The sequence below is a fragment of the Flavobacterium pasteuri genome, assembly GCF_048286615.1.
GTDB lineage: Bacteria > Bacteroidota > Bacteroidia > Flavobacteriales > Flavobacteriaceae > Flavobacterium.
On sequence record NZ_JBLVPN010000007.1, the window covers coordinates 171,390 to 195,638 of the forward strand.

General features: G+C 34.0%; 17 protein-coding genes. 13 read left to right on the forward strand and 4 right to left on the reverse strand.

Features of this window, described 5'->3' with window-relative positions:
• Positions 1–46: 46 nt before the first annotated feature.
• On the reverse strand, positions 47–685 hold the full coding sequence (locus tag ACNQF6_RS12000) for a rhomboid family intramembrane serine protease (protein ID WP_417966140.1): 639 nt from the start codon (positions 683–685) through the stop codon (positions 47–49).
• Between the two features lie 115 nt (positions 686–800).
• Here ACNQF6_RS12000 and ACNQF6_RS12005 point away from each other — a divergent pair, with 115 nt between their 5' ends.
• On the forward strand, positions 801–1,670 hold the full coding sequence (locus tag ACNQF6_RS12005) for a lysophospholipid acyltransferase family protein (protein ID WP_417966141.1): 870 nt from the start codon (positions 801–803) through the stop codon (positions 1,668–1,670).
• 115 nt (positions 1,671–1,785) lie between these two features.
• Here ACNQF6_RS12005 and ACNQF6_RS12010 read toward each other — a convergent pair whose 3' ends face one another.
• Positions 1,786–3,273, reverse strand: coding sequence for an aminotransferase class V-fold PLP-dependent enzyme (locus ACNQF6_RS12010; RefSeq protein WP_417966142.1), 1,488 nt, complete (start codon positions 3,271–3,273; stop codon positions 1,786–1,788).
• A 173-nt stretch (positions 3,274–3,446) separates the two neighbouring features.
• Between ACNQF6_RS12010 and ACNQF6_RS12015 the strand changes: the two genes are divergently transcribed.
• Together ACNQF6_RS12015 and ACNQF6_RS12020 are read left to right on the forward strand one after the other, a co-directional pair.
• Complete coding sequence (locus tag ACNQF6_RS12015; RefSeq protein WP_417966143.1) at positions 3,447–3,866, forward strand: DM13 domain-containing protein; 420 nt, start codon at positions 3,447–3,449, stop codon at positions 3,864–3,866.
• A gap of 10 nt (positions 3,867–3,876) precedes the next feature.
• Positions 3,877–4,773, forward strand: coding sequence for a hypothetical protein (locus ACNQF6_RS12020; protein ID WP_417966144.1), 897 nt, complete (start codon positions 3,877–3,879; stop codon positions 4,771–4,773).
• A gap of 92 nt (positions 4,774–4,865) precedes the next feature.
• Here ACNQF6_RS12020 and ACNQF6_RS12025 read toward each other — a convergent pair whose 3' ends face one another.
• Both ACNQF6_RS12025 and glmM read right to left on the reverse strand, forming a co-directional pair.
• Positions 4,866–5,642: a membrane metalloprotease gene (locus ACNQF6_RS12025; RefSeq protein ID WP_417966145.1), complete on the reverse strand. Its 777-nt coding sequence runs from the start codon at positions 5,640–5,642 to the stop codon at positions 4,866–4,868.
• Positions 5,643–5,845: 203 nt separating this feature from the next.
• Positions 5,846–7,234, reverse strand: a complete 1,389-nt coding sequence (glmM, locus tag ACNQF6_RS12030) for a phosphoglucosamine mutase (protein WP_417966146.1) — start codon at positions 7,232–7,234, stop codon at positions 5,846–5,848.
• Positions 7,235–7,353: 119 nt separating this feature from the next.
• Between glmM and ACNQF6_RS12035 the strand changes: the two genes are divergently transcribed.
• The 10 genes from ACNQF6_RS12035 (at position 7,354) to ACNQF6_RS12080 (ending at position 24,196) form a co-directional block, all read left to right on the forward strand.
• Complete coding sequence (locus ACNQF6_RS12035; protein ID WP_282743879.1) at positions 7,354–7,938, forward strand: acyl carrier protein phosphodiesterase; 585 nt, start codon at positions 7,354–7,356, stop codon at positions 7,936–7,938.
• Positions 7,935–9,620, forward strand: a complete 1,686-nt coding sequence (gene ggt, locus ACNQF6_RS12040; protein ID WP_282743880.1) for a gamma-glutamyltransferase — start codon at positions 7,935–7,937, stop codon at positions 9,618–9,620. The genes ACNQF6_RS12035 and ggt (ACNQF6_RS12040) overlap by 4 nt, the downstream gene beginning before the upstream one ends.
• A 14-nt stretch (positions 9,621–9,634) precedes the next feature.
• Positions 9,635–11,320 carry a gamma-glutamyltransferase gene (ggt, locus tag ACNQF6_RS12045; protein WP_417966147.1) on the forward strand — a complete coding sequence of 562 codons (1,686 nt, stop codon included), beginning with the start codon at positions 9,635–9,637 and terminating at the stop codon, positions 11,318–11,320.
• 40 nt (positions 11,321–11,360) lie between these two features.
• Positions 11,361–12,029 (forward strand): DNA alkylation repair protein, encoded by a 669-nt coding sequence (locus ACNQF6_RS12050; RefSeq protein ID WP_417966148.1) that lies wholly within the window; start codon positions 11,361–11,363, stop codon positions 12,027–12,029.
• A 43-nt stretch (positions 12,030–12,072) separates the two neighbouring features.
• On the forward strand, positions 12,073–13,857 hold the full coding sequence (locus tag ACNQF6_RS12055) for a chloride channel protein (RefSeq protein WP_282743883.1): 1,785 nt from the start codon (positions 12,073–12,075) through the stop codon (positions 13,855–13,857).
• Between the two features lie 61 nt (positions 13,858–13,918).
• Positions 13,919–14,872, forward strand: coding sequence for a Fic family protein (locus ACNQF6_RS12060; protein ID WP_417966149.1), 954 nt, complete (start codon positions 13,919–13,921; stop codon positions 14,870–14,872).
• A gap of 114 nt (positions 14,873–14,986) precedes the next feature.
• Positions 14,987–17,818 carry an excinuclease ABC subunit UvrA gene (uvrA, locus tag ACNQF6_RS12065; protein ID WP_417966150.1) on the forward strand — a complete coding sequence of 944 codons (2,832 nt, stop codon included), beginning with the start codon at positions 14,987–14,989 and terminating at the stop codon, positions 17,816–17,818.
• 118 nt (positions 17,819–17,936) lie between these two features.
• Entirely contained in the window at positions 17,937–18,665 is a 729-nt protein-coding gene (locus tag ACNQF6_RS12070) for an LOG family protein (RefSeq protein WP_282713405.1), read from the forward strand.
• Positions 18,666–18,776: 111 nt separating this feature from the next.
• Positions 18,777–21,602 (forward strand): gluzincin family metallopeptidase, encoded by a 2,826-nt coding sequence (locus tag ACNQF6_RS12075; protein ID WP_417966151.1) that lies wholly within the window; start codon positions 18,777–18,779, stop codon positions 21,600–21,602.
• Between the two features lie 185 nt (positions 21,603–21,787).
• The gene (locus ACNQF6_RS12080; protein ID WP_417966152.1) at positions 21,788–24,196 is read left to right on the forward strand and encodes an alpha-ketoacid dehydrogenase subunit alpha/beta; all 2,409 of its coding nucleotides are present in this window, start codon (positions 21,788–21,790) and stop codon (positions 24,194–24,196) included.
• The last annotated feature ends 53 nt before the right edge of the window (positions 24,197–24,249 follow it).

The following is a 24,249-nucleotide window of genomic DNA, read 5'->3' on the forward strand; positions in this document are numbered from 1 at the left end:
ATATAATTTAATTGTTTGTACTAATTCCTTTTCAAAAGTTGTGCCATTATAATTTTCCCATTTTTTCCATCACGAAAAGAATGACTATTGGAATAGCTAATAATATCACCATTAAAGTATGATCTACTAACAATGTAGGTTCTTTTAGTAAAGTAATCAAATAACCTCCTACAGCACCTCCAAAATGGGCAGTATGACCAATATTATCATTCTTAGCCTTCATACCATAAATGGAATACAACAAATAAAGGATTCCAAAAATGTAAGCGGGCATTGGAATAACGAAAAAGATTCCCAACATCATGTCAGGCTGCAACAATATTGCCGAATATAAAACTCCAGTTACCGCTCCAGATGCTCCTACAGCTCTGTAACCATAATCATTTTTATGAAAAACCATTGTTAGTAAACTTCCAAAAATCAAACTCCCGAAATAAACCAATAAAAAGGAAAAATCACCTAAATAACTAATGACTACAGGCGCAAAAAACCAAAGTGTCAACATATTAAAAATCAAATGGGTCATATCAGTATGAAGAAAACCAGAGGATAACATCCTAATTTGTTCTCCGGAACGAATACTTCCAACATGGAATTCATATTTTCTAAAAAAAGAAAGGTCATTAAACCCTTTGTAACTAATTAAAACATTTACTACAATTATTGCTATTAAAACGGTATTCATAAAGTATATTTATTGTGAATTGTAAATATAGTCATTCTAAAATAGGGATACAGTAAGCTGTCAAAATTTATATCAGTCTACATTTTTGGCTTATATTTGCAAGAAAAATAACGGCATGCAATTTCTTGTTTTTATCTTAGCCTTCCCGTTTTTATGGATTATTTCCATTCTTCCATTTAGGATTTTCTATTGGTTTTCTGATTTCATCTATTTAATAGTTTATCATATTATTGGCTACCGCAAAAAAACCGTAAAGGAAAATTTAGCTTTGGCATTACCTCATCTCAATGACAAAGAACGTCTTACAATTGAAAAGAAATCGTACCACCATTTATGTGATATGTTTTTAGAAATGATTAAAACTATGACGATTTCATCTGCAGAAATGAACAAAAGATTTGTTGTTACCAATATTGAATTGGTAAAAGAATATGAAAACAAAGGCAAAAGCACTGTTTTACTGGCCTCTCATTATGCAAGTTGGGAGTGGTTATTATCTATTAACCAGAAAACAAAATTTAAAGGAATAGGCGTTTATAAAAAAATTGCCAATAAATATTTTGATAAACTAATACGTGACATTCGTTCCAAATACAATGCTGAATTAGTAGAAACTAAAAAAGCGATTCCGTTGATGGCAGAAAACCAAAAAAATGGAATTCTTAGTATGTACGGACTTGCCAGTGATCAATCTCCAAAATTAAACAGAGCTTTTCATTGGGATAAATTCATGGGCATTGAAGTTCCAGTTCATACCGGTGCCGAAATGCTAGCCAAAAAATATGATTTGAATATTCTTTTTGTAAAAGTAAAAAAAGTAAAAAGAGGTTTTTATGAAGCTACTTTTGTACCCATTACAGACAATCCCACATCAATTCCTGATTTTGAAATTACCAATACCTTTTTACGAGAAGTAGAAAAACAAATTCTGGAAGCTCCTGAATATTATTTCTGGACACATAAAAGATGGAAACACAGAAGATAGTGTTCAGGATTCAGTTTACAGCAATCAGAAACAGTGTTTCGTAAAAAAATCACATATTATAAACGCTATTGTTTATAATATGTGATTTTTTTTAGTTTATTAAAACTTCAACTTTTTATAAGGAGAACCAGTTTTTTACCAATTCATCTTCTAAAGGTAGCGCGTTCTTATTGACAAACTCATTAGTAGCTGAATTATAATCATAATCTAAAGCCCATTTTTTATGGTTTTCAGCTAATGCTTTTATTCCGTTACAAACAAATTCAATTTCGGCATTTGTAGTTGTAGGATGAATAGACATTCTAATCCAGCCCGGTTTTCTGATTAAATCTCCAAGCGTAATTTCATCAATTAATTTATGGGAGGTTTCTTGGTCTACATGCAATAAAAAATGTCCGTAGGTTCCGGCACAACTACAACCGCCACGAGTTTGAATTCCGAATTTATCATTCAGCAATTTTACACCTAAGTTAAAATGTAAATCTTCCACAAAGAAAGAAATCACTCCTAACCTATCCTGGTGCTGTCCAGCTAGAATTTTAATATTAGAAATAGCTCCTAATTGGGAGAAAATATAATCCACTATTTCGTGCTCTCTTTTTAAGATATTTTCAATTCCCATTTGCTCTTTCAACTGAACTGCCAATGCGGTTTTTATCACCTGAAGAAAACCCGGAGTACCACCATCTTCCCTATCTTCAATATTATCTATGTATTTATGTTCTCCCCAAGGATTCGTCCAGCTTACTGTTCCTCCACCAGGATTATCAGGAACTAAATTTTGATATAATTTTTTATTAAAGACCAAAACACCACAAGTTCCTGGTCCGCCAAGGAATTTATGTGGCGAGAAGAAAATGGCATCCAAATAACTTTCAGTATTTTCAGGATGCATATCAATTTTCACATAAGGTCCTGAACAAGCAAAATCAACAAAACAAAGTCCGTTATGTTGATGCATTATTTTTGCCACTTCATGATACGGAGTTCTGATTCCCGTAACATTTGAACAAGAGGTTATTGAAGCTATTTTAAAAGGCCTTTCTTTATATTTTTCTAATAAAAATTCAAGATTTTCTATACTGAACAAACCATCTTCTGAAGAAGGAATAACTTCAACATCAGCAATAGTTTCTAACCAAGACGTTTGATTTGAATGGTGTTCCATGTGCGAAATAAAAACAATTGGTTTCTTTTCGGCTGGAATAGTGATGAAGTTTTTTAAATTTTCAGGTACTTTTAAGCCCAAAATTCGTTGAAATTTATTGACAACGCCGGTCATTCCTGTTCCATCGGTAATCAAAACATCGTCAGCACTTGCATGCACATGGTGTTTAATAATGTGACGAGCCTGATGATAGGCTTTAGTCATTGCTGTTCCTGAAACCGTAGTTTCTGTATGGGTATTAGCTACAAAAGGACCAAATTGATTCATCAATTTTTCTTCAATAGGACGATACAAACGACCACTGGCTGTCCAATCCGTATAAATAATTTGTTTTTGTCCGTAAGGAGATTCAAACCCTTGATCTATTCCGATTATGTTATTACGAAACTGCTGAAAGTATTGCTCTAATTGTGATGGTACTTCTTTAATAATCATTGTGTGTTTTATTTGAGTTCAAATATATTGATTTTTACTAAATAGTCTTTTTCAAATTTAGTGAATACTTATTTTAAATAAATTTATAAATATGATCCAAATGTAAAGTAGCTGACAAACTATAATTTTCATTCGGTTTATATTTGGTTGATGAATCCTAAAATATTCTAGCCATGAAAAAAAAAATCTTTTTACTACCTATTTTCTTGCTTTTACTATCGTGTGAAGTTGAAGGCGATTTGACCCGTGATGCTGAGTTAAGTACCTCAATTCCAGAAAACACTCCTCCTGTGGCTACCGGTAATTTTACACCAACGTCAGGAATTAAAGTTACTGGTTCAGCTAAAATTTATTTGAATGGAAATCAAAATGAAGTTCGATTGGAAAATTTCAGTGTTTCCAGTGGTCCTGATTTGAAAGTATACTTGTCTAAGAATGAAACACCTACAGACTTTGTGAATTTGGGAAATTTAACATCTTCAACAGTCTATGCAATCCCAATACAAGTAAATCTTTCAGCTTATAAATATGTACTAATTCACTGCCAACAATACAATCATCTTTTTGCAGTAGCACCATTATCTCAAAATTAAAATCTAATTTATGAAAAAACTACTACTAATTATCGCTATTGGAATATGCTCTAACTCCTTTGCACAAGGTTGTAGCGATGCCGGAATTTGTTCCATAGGAAACGGTTTTCAAACGACCGATAAAGAATTAAAAAACGGGATTGAAGTGGGAAGTATTATTGGTGCTGGTGAAGCTGATGTGACTTATATTTCACCCTATATTACTTATACCAGAACTATAAACGAGCGATTGTCATTAAGTTCTAAAGTTACATATTCTGTTGCTGGCGGAAGCTTTGGTCAACGAGGTGCTTTTGGTGATGCCTATTTGATAGGGAATTATAATTGGAAACCAAAAACAAATACGCAATGGAGTTCCCTTTTGGGCCTCAAAATACCTTTTACAAGTTCAAATCTTAAAATAAATGAGTTTTCAATTCCTTTAGACTATCAATCTAGTTTGGGAACTTTTGATGTGATCGCAGGACTGAATCTTAATTATAAAAAATGGGATTTTAATACGGCTGTTCAGATTCCTGTTTTCAATAACAATAAAAATTCGTATTTCAAGGAATTCTCTAATACAGATGATTTCACTTCCACTAATTTATTCGAAAGAAAATCAGACGCTTTGTTTCGAACGACATATACTTTCCAAACTTCTAATAAAAAATTCACTTTTAAACCCAATGTATTATTCATTTATCATTTAGGGGAAGATAGTTTTGAGAATGTTTTTGGAAATAGAGAAACGATACAAAACTCTGATGGATTAACCATAAACGGAAACATAATTGGCGCCTATGCAATTAGTGCTAAAAACAGTATTGAATTATCTCTAGCTACACCATTTGTAGTTCGTGAAGTTCGTCCTGATGGATTAACTAGGAAATTCACCGCAGGAATAATTTACAAAGTGTCTTTTTAAAAAATAAGCTTATATCCTTTGGAAAATATAAAAAATGCCCAAGAAAATTTCTTGGGCATTCTTATTAAAACAAATCAATTATAATATTACTTTTATTTCCCTCCATTGGCACGAAGATCTGCAATACATTGCGCATCTAATTGTGGAGCTGTACCACCTGAAACCATATTTGAAATACCACCGCCAGTTTCTGAAGACCAATACATTAAACACGTTTTTTCAATACAATGTTTTGGATGTTCAGCATCTTCGTGATTGCTTTGCAAGGCTGTACCAAGGTTTGTCAATCCAAGAATATGTCCGAATTCATGGGTAATTACTGTTGTTTCTAATAAACTTCTGTTAGGTTCAAATGGACTGTCGCTTAATGCTTGAAGCGTTTGTTCATAAATAACAAAGGAAGTATTTCTATAGGCCGTTCCTAGAATAACTGATGTATCAGTGTCTTTTGAAGATTTTCCATCTGCAAAAAATGCCCAAACCGCTATTTCATCAGTATTATTGTATTTAGTTCTGTTAAGATCTTCAATACTTGTAATCTCCTCATTAGAATAAGGTGAATTCCCCGGAGATGCTATAGAACGTTTTATAACACGAATTCCGTTTGGCTTGTATGTTCTTGCTGTAAGAAAGTTTACAAAATTATTAATAGCTGTAGTACTTGGTTCAAAACCGGCTACGTAGACTACTTCAATAACCATACTCTTAAACTTTTTATCCGATAATAAATCGTTGGCAGAACTTCCTGTTTGCTGTTTATTCGTATTAGGATTTATTGCAACTGGATTAGCTAAGGGATCATCTTCTTTTGAACAGGATGCTACCGAGAGGAACAAAACAATTGCGAGTAATTTAATTTTTTTTTTCAAAGTTTTTCTAAATTAGGAATATTGATACTATCGTAATGTAACATAAATTATATGTTCTTATTCATTTACGAAAACTAACGTCTTTTGGATTAAAATTATTGTCTAAAATAATTTAAACGAAAAGTCAGACCATCATATCTCAAACAAAAAAACCCTTTCAAATACTATTTTTGAAAGGGTTCGTTTTGTATAAAAATACGTGATTATATTCCAGCCACTGCTTTTATTTCGTCAATGATTCTAAGCGCCAATGCATCTGCTTTTTCTTGTGAAGCCGCTTCGGTGTATATACGTATAATTGGTTCTGTATTCGATTTTCGTAGATGAACCCAATTTTCAGTAAAGTCAATTTTCACTCCGTCAATAGTGGTAATATCTTCATTTTTGTATTTCTCCGTCATGGCAACAAGAATCGCATCAACATCAATTTGTGGCGTCAATTCGATTTTGTTTTTGCTCATATAATATTCAGGATACGAAGCACGCAAAGCAGAAACTGTCATTCTCTTATTTGCCAAATGCGTTAAAAACAACGCCACTCCCACCAAACTATCACGACCATAATGCAGTTCCGGATAAATGATTCCACCATTTCCTTCACCACCTATCACAGCATTATTCTTTTTCATTAATTCCACTACATTCACCTCGCCCACGGCACTTGCTTCATAGCTTCCGTTATGCAAATTAGTCACGTCACGCAATGCACGAGAAGAAGACATATTCGAAACCGTATTTCCCGGTGTTTTACTCAATACATAATCGGCGCAAGCAACCAAAGTGTATTCTTCACCAAACATTTCACCGTCTTCACAAATGAAAGCCAAACGATCTACATCAGGATCCACAACGATTCCTAAATCGGCTTTTTCTTTGACAACCAATTCGGATATATCAGTTAAATGTTCTTTTAACGGCTCTGGATTATGAGGAAAATGCCCATTCGGTTCGCAGTATAATTCGACCACTTCAACGCCCATTAATTCCAATAATCTTGGAATAATAATTCCTCCCGAAGAGTTTACACCATCCACTACCACTTTAAATTTAGCTGCTTTCACCGCATCAACATCTACCAAAGGCAAATTCAATACTTCATCAATATGTATATCCATATAGGCATCATTAATCATAATGGTTCCCAAATCATCCACATCCGAGAAATCGAAAGCTTCCGCTTCAGCAATTTCAAGAATTTTTAGCCCTTCTTCGCCATTCAGGAATTCTCCTTTTTCGTTCAATAATTTCAACGCATTCCATTGTTTTGGATTGTGGGAAGCAGTAAGGATAATTCCACCTTCGGCTTTTTCTAAAGGAACAGCAACTTCAACAGTAGGTGTTGTCGAAAGACCCAAATCAATCACGTCAATTCCTAAACCAATTAAAGTATTCACTACCAAATTGTGAATCATTGGTCCCGATATACGGGCGTCACGACCTACAACAACAGTAATTTTTTCTTTGCCAATATATTTTTTCAACCAAGTTCCATACGCCGAAGCAAATTTAACTGCATCAACAGGTGTCAGGTTATCCCCAACTTTACCTCCTATTGTTCCACGAATTCCCGATATTGATTTTATTAAAGTCATTGATTATTATTTTAATTTTTGAATTATAAATTTTAAACTGCTCACAAATATAATAATTGACGGTTTATAAAAGTCATTTAGAATTCAAAATTCATCATTTAAATTCCTAAATTAGGCGAATGAATTTTCTAGCACACATCTATCTTTCCGGTGATAATGATTTAATCAAAATTGGTAATTTCATGGCCGATGGAATTCGGGGAAAACATTTTGAAAGTTATCCTTTAGACATTCAGAAAGGAATCATTTTACATCGCTCCATTGATACATTCACCGACGCTCATCCCATTTTTAGACAAAGCACCAAACGCCTTCATGAAAAATACCATCATTACGCAGGTGTAATTGTGGATGTTTTTTATGATCATTTTTTAGCTAAAAACTGGAATAAGTATTCCGATGAAAAATTAGAAGAATTTGTAGAACGCTTTTACCAATCATTACACGATAATCACAGTATTCTTTCGGAAAGAACTAAGGGAATGATGCCCTATATGATTGAACACAATTGGCTGGTGAGTTATCAAACAATCGAGGGAATCCATCGCATTTTGACGCAAATGGATCAACGAACCAAAAACGAATCTAAAATGCGGTTTGCTACCAATGAACTTTCTGAATTTTATTTAGAATTTGAAGAGGAATTCACCAATTTCTTTCAAGAATTAATCCTATTTTCGAATACTAAAATAATCACTTTATGAAAAAAATACTTTTTCTGCTTGCCTTTACCATTTTAGGTTGCAAATCGAATGAAAAAACGGTAGAACCAACTGGTTTAGTAACTTCAAAAGTTATGGTAGTATCCGCCCGTGAAGAAGCTTCACAGATTGGAGTGGAAATCATGAAAAAAGGTGGAAATGCTTTTGACGCGATGGTTGCCACGGAACTGGCATTAGCAGTTTCACATCCACAGGCAGGAAATATTGGCGGTGGTGGTTTTATGGTTTTCAGAAAAGCAAATGGTGAAACTGGAGCTATCGATTATAGAGAAAAAGCACCTTTAGCAGCCACAAAAGACATGTACTTGAATACAAAAGGAAATGTAATTGAAGGAAAAAGTACTGCAACGGCTTTGGCATCGGGAATTCCAGGTACGATTGCAGGAATATTTGAAGTCCACAAAAAATATGGCTCTTTACCCATCAATGAAATTCTGGAACCTGTAATTGCCTTGGCCGAAAGAGGTGTTGTTGTCACAAAATTTCAAGCCGAAAGTTTGGCTTATTACAGCGCTTCCTTTATCAAAAGCAATGGCAAGAATAGTTTGTTTTCTAGAGCATATAAAGAGAATGACACGATAAAATATACCGCATTAGCAGCAACATTAAAACGAATTGCCATAAACGGTCGGGACGAATTTTATAAAGGAGAAACAGCTCAAAAATTAGTTGCTTTTCTTGCCAAAAAAGGCGGAAATGCCACATTAGAAGATTTGAACAGTTATAATGCTAAATGGAGAACTCCAATTACTTTTCAGTATAAAAATTTAAAAATCACTTCAATGTCACCACCAAGCAGTGGCGGAATTTGTCTCAATCAAATCATGAAAATGATTGAGCCATTCAACCTATCGCAAATGGGACACAACAGCGTAAAAACGATTCAAGTAATTACAGAAGCAGAACGAAGAGCGTATGCTGACAGGAATTATTTCTTGGGTGATCCAGATTTTGTAAAACTTCCAGTAAAAGAATTACTAAGTCCATCCTATTTAGAAAAAAGAATGAGTGATTTTTCATTCGATACAGCTTCAAAATCCTCGGATATTGCCCATGGAACAATCAAAGGATATGAAAGCAACCAAACTACGCATTATTCAATTGTGGATTCAAAAGGAAATGCAGTTTCGGCAACGACTACTTTAAATGATAATTATGGTTCTAAAATATATTGTGATGAATTGGGTTTCTTTTTGAATAATCAAATGGACGATTTTAGTGCCAAACCTGGTGTTCCTAATTTATACGGATTGACTGGAAGTGAAGCCAATAGTATTGCTCCCGGAAAAAGAATGTTGAGTTCCATGACACCAACGATTGTTGAAAAAGACAATAAACTGTTCATGGTTGTAGGTACGCCGGGAGGTTCCACCATTATCACATCGGTGTTGCAAACGATATTGAATGTGTATGAATTTGATATGAGTATGCAAGAAGCAGTAAATGCACCACGTTTTCATCATCAGTGGCTACCGGATGAAATTACTTTTGAACCGAATTCATTTGATAAAGAATTATTAACTAATTTGAAGAAAAAAGGATATTTAATCAATGAAAAAAACAAAGAAATCATTGGTGAAGTTGATGCGATTTTGATGTTGCCAAATGGAAAATTGGAAGGTGGCGCAGACAAAAGAGGCGATAATAAAGCCGTTGGTTTTTAAATTTTACTATTCGAATGAAAAAAATTATTATTCTATTGAGTGTTCTTTCTATTGGTTGTAAAACCCAAAATGTAGTGGTTCAACCCACAGGACTTGTTGCTAATGAAGCAATGGTTGTTTCGGCACGTGAAGAAGCTTCAAAAATTGGAGTTGAAATCATGAAAAAAGGTGGCAATGCTTTTGATGCAATGGTGGCAACCGAATTGGCTTTGGCTGTTGCCTATCCGTTTGCAGGAAATCTTGGAGGTGGCGGTTTTATGGTGTATCGAAAAGCAAACGGAGAAACTGGTTCTTTAGATTATCGAGAAAAAGCACCATTGGCAGCTACAAAAGATTTGTTTCTGGACGAAAAAGGAAATGTCATTAAAGGAAAAAGCACAGAATCTCCTCTTGCCATAGGGGTTCCCGGAACAATTGCCGGTGTTTTTGCAGTTCATGAAAAATTGGGTTCCTTGCCTATCGAAGAAATTCTGAAACCAGTAATTGAGTTAGCAGAAAGAGGGGTTATTGTTACCAAAAAACAAGAAGATAGATTAGCTGCGTATCGCGACAAAATCATAAAAGTAAATGGCAATAAAACATTATTTGCAACTTCTTTCAAAGAAAATGATATCATCAAATATCCTGCGCTGGCAACTACCTTAAAAAGAATTTCAAAAAATGGCAGAGATGAATTTTACAAAGGAGAAACTGCTAAAATATTAGTCAAATACCTTCAGCAAAAAGGAGCGATAATCACTTTGGAAGATTTGAATAAATACGAAGCCAAATGGAGAACGCCGCTTACTTTTGGTTACAAAGATTTAAAGGTAATCTCTATGCCTCCACCCAGCAGTGGCGGAATATGCTTGGCTGAAATATTCAAAATGATAGCACCTTTCGACCTGACTAAAATGGGACATAACTCAACAGAAGCCATTCAAGTTATTGTAGAAGCTGAAAGAAGAGCCTATGCCGACAGAAGCTATTATTTGGGAGATCCAGATTTTGTGAAAATTCCTTTGAAAGCTTTAATGGCAGATGATTATTTGAAACAAAGAATGTCAAATTTTAGTTTTGAAAAAGCCACTTTATCATCGGAAATAAAAGAAGGAAAAGTAAATTATAATGAAAGTACAGAGACTACCCATTATTCGATTGTAGATCAGTTCGGCAATGCAGTTTCGTCAACTACAACATTAAACGACGGTTATGGTTCTAAATATTACTGTGATGAATTAGGCTTTTTCCTCAACAATGAAATGGATGATTTCAGTGCCAAACCGGGTGAACCGAATATGTTTGGATTAGTAGGAAATGAAGCCAATAGCATTGCACCGCAAAAAAGAATGTTGAGTTCCATGACACCAACAATTGTTGAGAAAAACGGAAAATTATTTATGGTTGTGGGTTCTCCCGGTGGTTCTACGATTATTACATCAGTATTACAAACAATATTAAATGTTTATGAGTATCGTTTGAGTATGCAAGAAGCGGTAAATGCACCACGTTTTCACCACCAATGGTTACCAGATTTAATCACTTTTGAACCTAATACTTTCGACATTAAAACCTTTGAAACCTTGAAATCAAAAGGATATCTTATCAATGAAAAAACAACACCAGTAATAGGAAAAGTAGATGCTATTTTGGTTTTACCAAATAAAAAACTCGAAGGTGGTGCTGATTTTAGAGGAGACGATAAAGCAGTTGGATTTTAATCTTTCGGCGGCGCTCAAGAGAACGACAAATTTACTATTTATGAACTTTATATTTGCCTTAGAAACCGATTTTACAGCAAATAAAAATCCTGAAAATGCCTTTGCGATGGCAAAATACATGAAGAATAACTTTCCTTTTTTTGGAATAAAAACGGAAGAACGAAGACGTATTTTTAAGGAAATTTGGAAAGAAAACAAAAACGAGGTTTCAGCAAACGCAAGAGTAATAGCACTAGATCTATATTCAAAACCAGAACGGGAATTTCATTATTGTGCGATTGAAATTTTGATAAAAGAACTCAAGGGAAATTATATAAAAGAAGATATCCAACTTATTGAAAAATTGATACTAAATAATTCTTGGTGGGATAGCATTGATACGATTGCTAAGTACATTTTAGGAGAATATCTGTTGGGATTTCCATTAGAAACCAAAAATGTAATAGAACGATTTTCAAGTTCAGAAAACATGTGGTTGAACCGAAGTGCTATTTTATTTCAATTGGGTTACAAACAAAAAACGAATGCTGATTTTTTATTCTCAGAATGTCTTAAACAAGCTCATTCTAAGGAGTTTTTCATTCAAAAAGCAATTGGTTGGGCGTTACGGGAATATGCAAAGTCAAATCCCGAAATTGTAAAGCAGTTTGTAGAAAACAGTAATTTAAAACCATTAAGTATAAAAGAAGCGTTGAAAAATATTTGTTGAAATTAAAATAATAGTAGTTTTGCACCCCCTTTTAAAAAGTATCATGTTCAAAAAATATATTTCGAAATTAGAAACCATAATAGCTTTTGCACAATCCATGTTGACGCCCAAGCAATTTATATTTTTATCGGCGGTTTTGGTTGGTATTTCTGCAGCTTTTGCTGTTATCGTTTTAAAAACCTTTGCACACTGGGTATTTTCTTTTGCTACTTATGTCAGTGGAATTTTAAAATTGGGATTCATTAATAGTATCTTGCCGATAATTGGTATTTTGCTTACTGTTTTTGTTGTCAAAAGAGTTTTGGGAGGAACTATCCAAAAAGGAACATCACAAATTTTATATGCTGTTGCAAAAAAAGCGAGTATTATTCCAAAAAAACAAATGTATGCCCAAATCGTAACCAGTTCGTTAACTGTTGGTTTAGGCGGCTCTGCAGGTTTAGAAAGTCCTATTGTCATTACAGGAGCCGCGTTTGGTTCAAACTATGCACAAAAATATAAATTAAGTTATAAAGACCGAACGCTTCTCATAGGTTGCGGTGTTGCTGCGGGAATTGCCGCTGCTTTTAATGCGCCTATTGCCGGGGTTTTATTTGCTATCGAAGTACTATTGGTGGATGTGAGTATTGCAGCATTTACTCCCATTATGATTGCTGCTGCCACTGGTGCTTTGGTCTCTGTAATTGCATTAGATGAAGAAATTTTACTTTCGTTCAAACAGCAACAAAGTTTTGATTATCATAACATTGTTTTTTATATCCTTTTAGGTTTGTTTACCGGGTTTATTTCTGTTTATTATTCCCGAAATTTTCAGAGAGTAGAGCATTTTTTTGCAAGACTAAAATTATCACCTTATAAAAAAGCGTTGCTTGGTTCTTCGATTTTAGCCATTCTTATTTTTATTTTCCCAACGCTTTTTGGAGAAGGTTACGAAAGCATCAAAACATTATCAGACAATGATCCGGGGAAATTATTGGAAAACACATTATTCAGTGGTTTTCGAGACAATAGTTGGGCTTTATTGGTATTTGTAGGATTGACTATGATGCTGAAAGTTTTTGCAACAGGAATCACTTTAGGCAGCGGTGGAAACGGAGGGAATTTTGCTCCTTCGCTATTTTTGGGATCTTATGTTGGTTTCTTTTTTTCCAAATTTATAAATCTCACAGGACTTACTAAATTGCCTGTTAGTAATTTTACATTGGTTGGAATGGCGGGGATTTTAAGTGGTTTGTTTCATGCGCCTTTGACTGCAATATTCTTAATTGCAGAGATTACAGGTGGATATAACTTGATGATTCCTTTGATGATTGTGGCTTCCATTAGTTTTGCAATTTCAAAACGATTTGAAAAACATTCGATGGATGTTAAGAATTTAGCCAAAAAAGGCCATGCATTTACCAGCAATAAAGACACTAATATCCTTTCGACTTTAGAGACTACTTCTATTATACAAACCGACTATTTAACGGTTTCCCCTAATGAAAATTTAGAAAAACTCGTTGATCTCATTTCTCACTCCAACCAAGTGATATTTGCGGTAGTTGATACAGAACAAAACTTATTAGGTATTGTTCATTTTAATGATATTCGAGAAATAATATTTAATAATTACCGAGTTAAATACACTTTGGTTAGAGAAATAATGATAGAACCTGCAGAAATCATTTCTCCTGATGACAGCATGGAAATGGTCATGAATAAGTTTGAAAAATCAAAAAAAGCATTCTTACCCGTTCTCAAAGAAGGGAAATATTACGGTTTTATTTCCAAATCTGTTGCGCTTGAAGCTTATCGAACAAAACTAAAATCGATGACGATTGAATAATTTTAATATCGGATAGCGTTTAAATGTAAAATATCCGATAATAAGAAGTACCTTTGTGGTTATGTGGAAGATAGACGTAAACTATAGAGAAGAATTTCAAACAACTTTTGAAAGATTGTATGAAAAAAAGCAAGTTCTGCAAACCAGCAGACCATTGCCAAATATCGCCTTACATAAAATCAGGGAAAGCCTTTCCATTGAATGGACCTATAACTCTAATAGTATTGAAGGAAATACAATGAGCCTTCGAGAGACACAAATGGTTATTCAAGAAGGTATCACCATTAAAGGCAAATCGCTTAGAGAACATTTTGAAACTCACAACCATGATAAAGCCATTGACTATTTATATTCTATCGTAGATGACGATTACAATTTAAGGAGTATAGATATTTTATCTTTGCATGGTTTAGTTTTGCGTTCTATCGAAGATGACTTTGCAGGACGTATTCGTAATGGGGGTGTTCGCATTACAGGCGCTAATTTTACCCCACCAAATGCAAATAAAGTTCCGGATTTATTGGGTGAATTGATTGATTTCATCAATAAAAATCCTTTGCAGCTTAATGATATTGAGCTTGCAACCGTTTTTCATCATAAATTAGTTTGGATACATCCTTTCTTTGATGGAAATGGTCGCACGGTTCGGTTGGCAATGAATTTATTGTTGATGCGTTCTGGTTTTCCGCCTGCCATAATCTTGAAAAATGACAGGAAGAAATATTATGAAGCTCTTAACCAAGCTAATGGTGGTAATTATCAAAAATTAACCCTTTTGATGTGTCAATCTCTTGAAAGGACACTCAATATTTACATTAATGCTTTACCCGGAAATGACAAAGAATATGTAGCAATTTCAAATTTAGTTCAAGAACCTAATATGCCTTACGGCCAAGAATACATTAGTTTATTGGCTAGAACAGGAAAAATTGATGCTTACAAAGAAGGTAGAAACTGGCTAACGACCAGAGAAGCCGTTGAAGATTATATGGCAACCCGAAAAAGAAAACGCTAACTCTAATTAGCGTTTTTTTATACCCCTTTTTAACACAATCTTCTAAACTGTTCTATCGAAAGAATAAATCAAAATGGTAACTTTGCTTCCGACCATTCGGAATTTATAAAAAACATGCTAGACAAAGAAAATACCATTGAAGTTCAAGGCGCTCGTGTGCACAACTTAAAAAATATAGATATTTCCATTCCTCGTGAAAAGCTGGTTGTAATTACCGGTCTTTCTGGATCTGGGAAATCCTCCTTAGCTTTCGATACCATTTATGCCGAAGGCCAACGCCGTTATGTAGAAACTTTTTCTGCTTATGCACGTCAATTTCTGGGTGGTTTAGAACGTCCTGATGTAGATAAAATTGATGGACTTTCTCCTGTAATTGCTATTGAACAAAAAACAACCAGTAAAAGTCCGCGTTCCACCGTAGGAACGATTACAGAAATTTACGATTTCCTCCGTTTATTGTACGCTCGTGGCGCTGATGCCTATAGCTACAACACCGGCGAGAAAATGGTTTCTTATTCTGATGAGCAAATCAAGGATTTGATTATTCAGGACTTTTCAGGAAAACGAATCAATATTTTGGCTCCAGTTATTCGTGCTCGTAAAGGACATTATGCTGAACTTTTTCAACAAATTGCCAAGCAAGGATTCCTTAAAGTTCGTGTAAACGGTGATGTGTTGGATATTACTTTAGGAATGAAACTCGACCGTTACAAAACACATGATATCGAAATTGTAGTGGACCGCATGATTATTGAAGACACTGCTGACAATGAAAAACGTTTGACAGAAAGCATTAACACTGCCATGCATCACGGTGAAAATGTGTTGATGGTTTTAGACCAAGATTCAAATGAAGTTCGTTTTTTCAGTAGGAATTTGATGTGTCCAACTACCGGAATTTCCTACCAAAATCCAGAACCCAATTTATTTTCTTTCAATTCGCCAAAAGGCGCTTGTGACCATTGCAACGGATTAGGAACGGTAAATGAAATTAATCCAAAGAAGATTATTCCAAATCCAAAATTATCGATAAAAGCAGGAGGATTTGCTCCATTAGGCGAATATAAATCATCCTGGATTTTTAAGCAATTGGAAATTATTGGTGAAAAATATGGCTTCAAATTGACAGATGCAGTTAACACAATTCCTGATGAAGCGATGGAAATGATTTTGAATGGTGGAAAAGAAAAGTTCACCATTAATTCAAAAGATTTAGGTGTTGCCCGAGAATACAAAATTGATTTTGAAGGGATTTCGCATTTCATCAAAAACCAACATGAAGAAAGCGGTTCAACAAGCATAAAGCGTTGGGCCAAGGAATTTATGGACGAAATAAAATGTCCGGTTTGTGAAGGTTCTCGTTTGAAAAAAGAAGCGCAGTTCTTTAAAATCAATGAAAAAAATATTACCGAATTGTGTGATATGGACATTTCAGATTTGACCACTTGGTTTAATAATTTAGATTGTCATCTCTCTGATAAACAAAAGCGTATCGCTACTGAAGTAATCAAAGAGATTAAGGATCGATTAAACTTTTTGATGAATGTAGGTTTAGATTATTTGGCTTTAAGCCGAAGTTCAAAATCACTTTCGGGCGGTGAAGCACAACGTATTCGTTTGGCCACTCAAATTGGTTCGCAACTGGTTGGTGTTTTGTATATTTTGGATGAGCCAAGTATTGGTTTACACCAAAGAGACAATGATAAACTGATTCATTCTCTCGAACAATTACGCGATATTGGAAACTCTGTGATTGTGGTGGAACATGATAAAGACATGATTGAAAGAGCTGATTATGTAATTGATATTGGTCCAAAAGCAGGAAAATACGGAGGCGAAATCATCAGCAAAGGAACACCTGCTGAAATCTTGAAACATCACACTATCACAGCGATGTACATGAATGGCGAAATGAAAATTGAAGTCCCTGCAAAGCGTAGAGAAGGAAATGGTAAATTCCTAAAACTAAGCGGAGCAACAGGAAATAACTTAAAAAATGTTTCGATAGAATTGCCTTTGGGTAAAATGATTTGTGTGACCGGAGTTTCGGGAAGTGGAAAATCTACTCTGATTAATGAAACGCTCTACCCTATTTTGAACGCGTATTATTTTAATGGTGTCAAAAAACCACAACCGTATAAAAAAATTGAAGGATTAGAACATATCGATAAAGTGATTGATATTGACCAAAGTCCGATTGGGAGAACACCTAGAAGCAATCCGGCAACTTATACGGAAGTTTTTACCGAAATCAGAAATCTGTTTACGATGACCTCTGAAAGCATGATTCGGGGATACAAAGCGGGACGATTTAGTTTTAATGTAAAAGGCGGACGTTGCGAAACCTGCGAAGGTTCTGGTGTGCGAACGATTGAGATGAACTTCCTGCCTGATGTTTATGTTGAATGTGAAACCTGTCAAGGAAAACGTTTTAACAGAGAAACATTAGAAATTCGATACAAAGGGAAATCCATTTCGGATGTGTTGAATATGACTGTAGATGAAGCGGTTCCATTTTTTGAAATGATCCCGAAGATTTATAGAAAAGTAAAAACCATTCAGGATGTTGGTTTGGGCTATATTACCCTAGGACAACAAAGCACTACGCTCTCTGGTGGTGAAGCACAACGTATTAAACTGGCAGGAGAATTATCCAAAAAAGATACTGGAAATACGTTTTATATTCTGGACGAACCTACAACAGGATTGCATTTTGAAGACATTAGAGTGTTGATGGAAGTAATTAATAAACTGGTTGATAAAGGTAATACGATATTAATTATCGAGCATAATATGGATGTTATCAAATTGGCAGATTACATAATTGACATTGGCCCTGAAGGTGGAAAAGGTGGCGGACAGCTTATTGCCAAAGGAACGCCTGAAGAAATCATAAAAATTAAGAAGAGTTACACTGCGCAGTTTTTGAAAAAAGAATTACTTTAGTATTCAAAAGTATTAGCCCAGATAGCAGTGGAAATCCTTATGAGCCGGGGTTAGGCGATTAAGATTGAAACGAATAGCTGGAAGTAGCTCCAAAAAAATAAGATTTAAAATAGAGAATATGAGATTAGAAGATTTTGATAATGACGAGGATAAAGTAATCCAAGACCGATTAAAAAGAAAGACTTGGAATGAGATTAGAACCAATGATAGTTGGGCGATTTTTAAAATCATGGCCGAATTTGTAAACGGTTATGAAAGTATGGGACGCATAGGTCCGTGTGTGAGTATTTTTGGTTCCGCACGAACCAAACCTGAAGATCCTAATTATTTATTGGCAGAAAAAATTGCCTACAAAATAAGTAAAGCCGGCTACGGTGTGATTACCGGTGGTGGGCCGGGAATTATGGAAGCCGGAAATAAAGGCGCACATCTAGGCGGAGGAACATCAGTGGGATTGAACATTGAGCTGCCTTTTGAGCAACATTTCAACCCGTATATTGACAGCGATAAAAACTTGAATTTTGATTATTTCTTTGTTCGAAAAGTAATGTTTGTTAAATATTCCCAAGGATTTGTGGTAATGCCAGGAGGTTTTGGAACCATGGATGAATTGTTTGAAGCGATTACTTTGATTCAGACAAAAAAAATAGCCAGATTCCCTATTATACTTGTGGGAACCAGTTTTTGGTCCGGATTAATCGATTGGATTAAAACAGTTTTAGTAGAAAAAGAACATACGGTAAGCGCTGAAGATTTGAATTTATTCAAAATTGTGGATACTGAAGATGAAGTCGTTGATGTGTTAGATAAATTCTATAAAAAATACGATTTAACCCCTAATTTTTAATACAAAAGCTGTCTAAATCGACGGCTTTTTTTATGTTAATTAGACCCTTCTTGTAGTGTTTTATTCTAAAAAAAAAGTATATTTATTTTTTTAATAAAATAATTCTTGAATTTGAACTCAATCTTTAAAATTACGTTTTATACTCTTGTTTTATTACTTCCAATAAAACATTATTCACAACATCATTCTGATATAACGGCTGAGTTAAATACGGAGAATAAAACGTTGACTATTCTACAACAAATTACTTTTTTTAATCACTCAAACGATACGTTAACCTCGATTGTATTGAACGATTGGAATAATGCTTTTTCAACTAAAAACACTCCTTTAGCCAAACGTTTTTCTGATGAGTTTTATAGAGGTTTTCACTTAGCTAAAGAGGAAGAACGCGGAAGCACGAAAAATATAATTATTTTAGACGAAAATAAATTGGTTTTATTATGGGATAGACCAGATAAAAATCCTGATTTGATTGAAGTTAAACTAGCCGAAAATTTACTTCCGAATCAGAAAGTTATGGTATACATTACTTATATAACTAAAATTCCCAGCGCTAAATTTACAAAATACGGATACAATAATAACGGAATTATACATCTTAAAAACTGGTTTCTTACCCCAGCCCGTTATGAAAACCATGATTTTATTCGCTACAGCAATACTAATTTAGATGATATCGCTAATGCCTATTCAAGTTTTGATATTGATTTAAAAATACCTATAAATTTCGAAGCTATTTCTGATTTAAAAAGCAGTAAATCAAATAATTACACTTTTATAAACTATAAATTATCAGAAAATAACAGAGCCGATTTTAATCTTATCATAGAGCCAAAAACTAATTTTGAAAGCTATAAGAATGGTGCTGTTGAAGTACTGACCGATTTAAGAAACAACAAATTAGATAATATTCAAAAAGCGATTGTGATAGATCGTATCGTAAATTTTACAAACGATTTAATTGGGAAATATCCTCATGAAAAGATTATTGTTTCTCAAACGGATTACGAGAGAAATCCTTTTTATGGATTGAATCAGCTTCCTTCTTTTATAAGCCCGTTTTCGGATGAATTTCTTTTTGAAATTAAATTTCTAAAAACCTATCTGAATGAATATTTAAGAACAAGTTTACAAATAAATCCGCGAAAAGACAACTGGATATATGACGGATTGCAGGTTTATGCCATGATGAAATATATGGATGAAAATCACCCCAATACTAAAATGATGGGAAGTGCCTCTAATATTAGACTATTGAAAAGTTTTAATATTGCCAATATAGGTTTTAATGATCAGTATAGTTATTTCTATATGTTAATGGCACGAAAAAATCTAGACCAACCGCTTGGCGATCCTAAAAACACTTTAATAAAATTCAATGAACAAATAGCTAGTAAATATCGCTCCGGATTAAGTATTCGATTTTTGGATAATTATTTACAAAATGATGCTGTACCTTCCAGTATAAAGCAATTTTACAATCAAAATAAGAAACAACAAGTTTCCAGAACTGATTTTGAAACCATCCTAAAATCAAATACTGAAAAAGACATTAACTGGTTTTTTAATACCATTATTAATTCCAGAGCTATTATTGATTATAAATTTTCCAATGTTAAGAAAACCAGAGACAGCATCACTTTTTCAGTAATAAACAAAACAGAAACTCCTATTCCAATTCCAGTTTATGGCACCAAAAAAGGAGAAATTGTTTTTAAGCAATGGCTGGATATCGAAGAATGTGACAGTACTTTTACGATTCCACGAAATAATATTGATAAGATCGTATTAAATCTAAAAAACGAAGTACCAGAATACAATTTAAGAAATAATTGGAAGAAAATAGAAGGTTTTTTTCCCAATAATCGTCCTGTTAAATTTGTATTCATGAAAGATTTAGAAGACCCTTATTACAATCAGGTTTTATATGTACCTTCTATATATTATAATTTATACGACGGAATAACACCTGGATTGCGATTGCATAATAAAACTATTTTAGACAAGCCTTTTACTTTTGACATCAATCCATCCTACTCTACTAAATCCAATAATTTATCTGGATCAGCTTCATTTGTAGTCAATCAAAATTATCGAAACAGCACACTTTACAATGTAAAATACTCTGTTAGTGGCTCTTACTTTCATTATGCGCAGGATGCTTCATACCTGAGACTAAATCCTATGGTGCAATTGCGAATTCGGGAGCCAAATTTCAGAGACAACAGAAAACAGCTGATACTTTTGCGCCAAGTTATTGTAAACAGGGAAAAAAGCGCTTTTGCAATGGACAATGCTCCATCTAATTATTCCATATTTGATGCACGTTATGTGAACACAAAAACCGAAGTAACGAATCATTTCAATTTTAGTTCAAATATTCAAATTTCAGGAGAATTTGGAAAAGTAAATGGCGAAATAGAATATCGAAAGCTTTTTGAAAACAATCGTCAAATTAATTTGCGATTCTATGCGGGAAGTTTTTTATATAACAAAACTGAATCAGAATTTTTTAGTTTCGCATCAGACAGACCTACTGATTATTTATTTGATTATAATTATTTTGGCCGATCAGAAAGTACTGGTTTTTATAGTCAGCAATTCATATTAGCAGAAGGTGGTTTTAAATCAAAAATGAATACTCCTTATGCTAATAGATGGATTACCAGCTTAAATGCAAGCGTGAGCGTATGGAACTGGATAGAAATTTACGGAGATGTAGGTTTTATTAAAAATAAAAACCAAAATGCAACATTTTTATACGACAGCGGTATTCGCCTCAACCTTGTTACAGATTACTTTGAGCTGTATTTTCCTATATACTCTAATAATGGATGGGAAATAGTGCAAAATAATTATAATGAGAAAGTACGTTTTATAGTAACTTTTTCGCCTAAAACATTAATCAATCTTTTTAATCGAAAATGGTTCTAATCCAATATAATTTTCATTATTTATTAAATAATTCTCAATATAACGAATATAAAATTATATATAACAAAAAAATATTCTTCTTTTTATTAGAATAAATTGAAATAATTAAATTTATTTTTTTTTATGAATTATGAAAATAGCTAGTTTTTAAGTAAATTTGTCTCATAAAGTTATACTTTTCAATTATGATAAAAGAAAAAACCACTCCTACATTGACATTTGAAGATTTCAAAATCGAGGTGATGAATGACTATAAATTAGCTATAATCAGCAGAGAATGTAGTCTTTTAGGACGTAAAGAGGTATTGACTGGAAAGGCTAAATTTGGCATTTTTGGTGATGGAAAAGAAGTACCACAATTAGCCATGGCGAAAGCCTTTAAAAATGGTGACTTCCGTTCCGGATATTATCGAGATCAAACTTTTATGATGGCTATTGGCGAATTAACCGTGCAACAATTTTTTGCGGGTTTATATGGCCATACCGATATTGAACAAGAACCAATGTCAGCAGGAAGACAAATGGGTGGTCACTTTACTACTCATAGTTTAAATGAAGACGGAACTTGGAAAAACTTAACAAAACAAAAAAACTCAAGTGCTGATATTTCTCCAACAGCTGGACAAATGCCTCGATTATTAGGACTTGCGCAAGCTTCAAAAATATACAGACAAGTTTCAGGAATACCAAATGCAGCTAATTTCTCTAATCAAGGAAATGAGATTGCATGGGGAACTATAGGAAATGCAAGTACATCTGAAGGTTTATTTTTTGAAACCATTAATGCTGCAGGAGTATTACAAGTTCCTATGGTTATGAGTATCTGGGACGATGAGTATGGAATTTCTGTACATGCAAAACACCAAACTACTAAAGAAAATATCTCTGAGATTTTAAAAGGATATCAAAGAGAAAATGGCAGCAATGGCTATGAAATACTAAAAGTAAAGGGTTGGGATTATGCTGACTTAATTGCTACTTATGAAAAAGCTGCTGATATTGCCCGAGAAAACCACATTCCTGTTTTAATTCACGTAAATGAATTGACACAACCACAAGGACATTCCAGTTCAGGTTCTCATGAAAGATATAAAAATGCAGACCGATTAGCATGGGAAAGAGATTTTGATTGTATCCGCCAAATGAAATTATGGATGATCGCAATCAACGTTGCCTCACCTGAAGAAATCGATGCTATTGATGCTAAAGCCAAAAAAGATGTTTTAGAAGGTAAAAAAGCAGCTTGGAACGCATTTATTGAACCCATTATTGAAGAGCAAAAACAACTGATCGAGTTATTAGAAAAAATAGCGGAGACCAGTAAAAATAAAGATAGAATTTTACAATTCACATCTGATTTAAGCAGTATTAAATCACCTTTGAAAAAGGAAATTCTAGTTACAGCACGTAAAGTTTTACGCTTAATCCTAAATGAAAACGGTAAAGAAGAATTGTCACAATGGATCAGTTCTTATACTAAAACTACCCAGGAAAAATTTAGTAGTAACTTATTTTCAGAAACAGATTTAAATGTCTTTTCTGTCAAAAAGGTTCTTCCGGTATACCCAGAAAACGCAAAAGAAGACACGGATGGTCGCATGATTTTACGTGATAACTTTGATGCTATTTTTACAAAATATCCTGAAACATTGATTTTTGGTGAAGATGCCGGAGCCATCGGAGATGTGAATCAAGGTCTAGAAGGAATGCAGGAAAAATATGGAGAATTACGTGTTGCCGATGTGGGAATTCGTGAAGCAACCATATTAGGTCAAGGAATAGGAATGGCATTAAGAGGCTTACGTCCTATTGCTGAAATTCAATATTTAGATTATTTATTGTATGCAATACAAATCATGAGTGATGATTTAGCAACACTACGCTACCGTACTGTTGGAAAACAAAAAGCACCATTAATCATACGTACTCGTGGTCATCGTTTAGAGGGAATCTGGCATTCCGGATCTCCTATGGGAATGATTATAAATGCCATCCGAGGAATTCATGTCTTGGTTCCAAGAAATATGACCCAAGCAGCAGGATTTTATAACAGTTTGTTAGAATGTGATGAACCTGCTTTAGTAATCGAATGCTTGAATGGCTACCGATTAAAAGAAAAAATGCCTTTGAATTATGGCGAATTCAAAACTCCAATTGGGGTTGTGGAAACGTTGAAAGAAGGAACTGATATTACACTAGTTTCATACGGTTCAACATTGCGATTAGTGCAACAAGCCGCAAATGAACTACTTGAAGTAGGTATTGACTGTGAGATTATCGATTTACAGTCTTTACTTCCATTTGACATCAATCAAGATGTGGTAAAAAGTATTGCAAAAACAAATCGCCTGTTAGTTATTGACGAAGATGTTCCTGGCGGGGCTTCGGCATATATATTACAACAAATAATTGAGCAACAAGATGGCTATACCTTTTTAGACAGCAAACCACAAACCTTAACTGCAAAAGCACACAGACCTGCTTATGGAACAGACGGAGACTATTTCTCAAAACCTTCTGCAGAAGATATTTTTGAAAAAGTCTATGCAATGATGAACGAAGTTAATCCTTCTAAATATCCAAATTTATATTAAGAATTAATATCATAAATTGAAATCCCAATCTATTACGATTGGGATTTTTTTTA